The following is a 3,127-nucleotide window of genomic DNA, read 5'->3' on the forward strand; positions in this document are numbered from 1 at the left end:
CATTTATAAAATTATTATTATAAAAAATGTTACACGTGTAACATTTTAAAATTATTTTCCAATACAAAATTTAGCAAAAATAATATCTAAAATATCTTCTATACTTACAAATCCTAAAATTTTTCCTAATTCCTGTAAAGCCATTTTTAAATGATATGCACCAATTACAGGATCATTTTTTATACTAGTAAAACTCTTAAGCTGTTGCAATGCATTTTCTAAAATATTCTTATGTCTTTGCTGAAGTACTATAGGGTTTTCATAAAAGCCACTAATTTCAGCTAATTTTTTAATTAATACTTCTTTAAATTTATCTAAATTAATTTCTTGAGTAAGAGATACTTCATAATAATTTAAAAAATTAACTTGTAATTTATTTTTTTGATTATTTTTATCTATTTTATTAATTAATAGAAAACTTTCCGTATCTAAATAGGGGGTAATCTCTTGATAAGTTTGTTCAAAATTAGAATTATCAACTAAAATTATTTTAAGATCAGCATTTTTTGCTTGATTTTTAGCTCTTTTAACTCCTTCTATTTCTATCAGGTTAGTACTCTCCCTAAGTCCTGCAGTATCATATAAAATAATAGGATAACCTGCTATTTCTAAGTGAACACTAATAATGTCTCTGGTAGTACCAGGAATATCAGAAACAATAGAAACATCATTTCCTGATAAATAATTAATAAGGGTAGATTTTCCTACATTAGGGCTACCGATAATGGCTAAATGAATACCTTGTTTTAATTTTTGAGTTTTATCATATTTACTTAATTGTAAACTAATAGTATTAATAAGTTCTTCTACTTTAGTATTAACATAGTTTAAACTCTTATCGGAAATTTTCTGATCAGAAAAATCAATAGTAGCTTCACAAATTCCTAAAATTTCCTTTAAGTTATCATAAATAGTTTGATAACTATCTTCAATACTTCCAGTTAATTGTTTTAGAGATTGTTTTCTTTGCAGAGTAGTTTCAGCATTAATTAAATCTAAAATTCCCTCAGCTTGAATTAAACTTAAAGTCCCATTTTCTAAAGCTTTTCTAGTAAATTCTCCTCTTTCTGCTAAACGATGATTTTTTTGTTTAGAGAAAAAATCTAATAAATCTTTAATTACTGCTATAGAACCATGTATTTGATATTCTACTAAATCTTCACCTGTATAACTTTTTCCTTTAGGAAAATATATTAGAATAGCCTCATCAATTAAGTCATTATGTGAATCTTTAAGTTTAACTAATTTAGCATAATTAGGTTTTAGTTCTGTAAGATTAGTAAGTTTATAACAACTATTAAGAGCTTCCCTGCCTGAAACTCTAATAATTGCTATAGCAGATTTTTGTAACCCTGTAGCTATTGCATAAATAGTTTGTTTTGTCATTCAATCTATCAATCTAGCAATTTTATTATATTGTTATATTTTTCTAGTGTAATTTCTTCTAACTCTAAAATTTGTTTTTTATAATTATTTTCTTTTACAATTTTATTTAATCTCAAATCACAATAAATTCTATAATAATTACTAGTTACAGCTATATCTGGAATATTTATATATATTTCAAGGTTAGTAAAATAATCTTGATTTGCTCTATAAATTATTTCTTCATTAAGAATATTAGAATTAACATACAAATACAGTTGTAGTAAGAATTGCGATTTAAACTTTCTTTGATAAAGTGATGGTAAAAATAAAATAAACATTTAATTAGCTCTTATATTAATCTTACGAATTCATGGTTTGAAAAAAATCATTATTAGTTTTAGTTTCTTTTAATTTATTCATCAAAAATTCCATAGATTCTACAGTACCCATTTGCATTAGAATTCTTCTAAGAATCCACATTTTAGAAAGAGTTAATTTATCTACTAATAACTCTTCTTTTCTAGTTCCTGATTTAGTAATATCAATTGCAGGAAAAATTCTCTTATCAGATAATTTTCTATCTAAAATAAGCTCTGCATTACCGGTTCCTTTAAATTCTTCAAAAATTACATCATCCATTCTAGAGCCGGTTTCAACCAGTGCTGTAGAAATTATAGTTAAAGAACCGCCTTCTTCAATATTTCTAGCAGCTCCAAAAATTCTTTTAGGTTTTTGTAAGGCATTAGCATCCACTCCTCCAGTTAGAACTTTTCCTGAAGAAGGGATCACAGTATTATAAGCTCTGGCAAGCTTAGTTATAGAATCTAATAAAATTACTACATCCTTTTTATATTCTACCAATCTTTTAGCTTTTTCTATGATGATTTCTGCTACTTGTACATGTCTAGTTGCCGGTTCATCAAAAGTAGAACTAATTACTTCTCCTTTTACAGAACGCATCATATCTGTTACTTCTTCTGGTCTTTCATCAATTAGTAAAACTATTAAATAACATTCAGGATGATTTTTAGTAATAGAATTAGCAATATTTTGTAACATTACGGTTTTACCGGTTCTGGGTGGAGCTACAATTAAAGCTCTCTGCCCCTTTCCAATCGGAGTTATTAAATCCATGACCCTAGAAGTAAGCTCGCTGGTACCGTTATTCTTCTTTAAATTTTCAAACTCCATTTCAAGTCTTTCCTGAGGATAGAGTGGTGTTAAATTATCAAAATTCACCCGCTGTTTTACTTTAATTGGGTCTTCTAAATTAATTTTACTGATTTTTAGTAAAGCAAAATATCTTTCTCCTTCTTTTGGAGATCTAATCTCACCTTCTATAGTATCACCGGTTTTTAAAGTATTTTTTCTCACTTGATGAGGTGAGATATAAATATCATCCGGTCCAGGTAAATAGTTAGCTTCTTTTGACCTTAAAAAACCGTAACCGTCTTGTAATACCTCTAATACCCCCACTCCTACAATAATAATTTGTTTTTCAGCTAATTTTTTTAGAATCGCAAACATTAAGTCCTGTTTTTTTAATTCAGAAGGATTTTCTATGTCCAGTTTAGTAGCAAAATTACATAAATCTCCTATAGATTTAGCTTTTAATTCACTTAAATTTTTAATTTCCATATAGTTAGATACTTCCTTTAGTTTTAGGTTGCTAGTTTTATACAATAACATGTTTCTTTGATTTTTATATTTTAGATCGGAAGAGCGTCGTGTAGGGAAAGAGTGTAGATCTCGGTGGTCG

Annotated in this window: 3 protein-coding genes; all 3 read right to left on the bottom strand. The window is 27.2% G+C overall.

The genetic code is table 11. The features are described from left to right. Positions 1 to 51: 51 nt before the first annotated feature. Genes mnmE through rho form a run of 3 tightly spaced genes read right to left on the bottom strand, consistent with a single transcriptional unit; the run spans position 52 to position 3,006 of the window. Positions 52 to 1,386 (bottom strand): tRNA uridine-5-carboxymethylaminomethyl(34) synthesis GTPase MnmE, encoded by a 1,335-nt coding sequence (gene mnmE / locus ACQCX0_RS01175; protein ID WP_462562291.1) that lies wholly within the window; start codon positions 1,384 to 1,386, stop codon positions 52 to 54. A gap of 8 nt (positions 1,387 to 1,394) precedes the next feature. Beyond that, a complete protein-coding gene (locus ACQCX0_RS01180) occupies positions 1,395 to 1,706 on the bottom strand; it encodes a hypothetical protein (RefSeq protein WP_462562292.1) in 312 nt (103 codons plus the stop codon). A gap of 22 nt (positions 1,707 to 1,728) precedes the next feature. Further along, positions 1,729 to 3,006, bottom strand: coding sequence for a transcription termination factor Rho (gene rho / locus ACQCX0_RS01185; RefSeq protein ID WP_462562293.1), 1,278 nt, complete (start codon positions 3,004 to 3,006; stop codon positions 1,729 to 1,731). Positions 3,007 to 3,127: the final 121 nt, after the last annotated feature.

It is taken from the genome of Candidatus Hepatincolaceae symbiont of Strigamia maritima, from assembly GCF_055505085.1.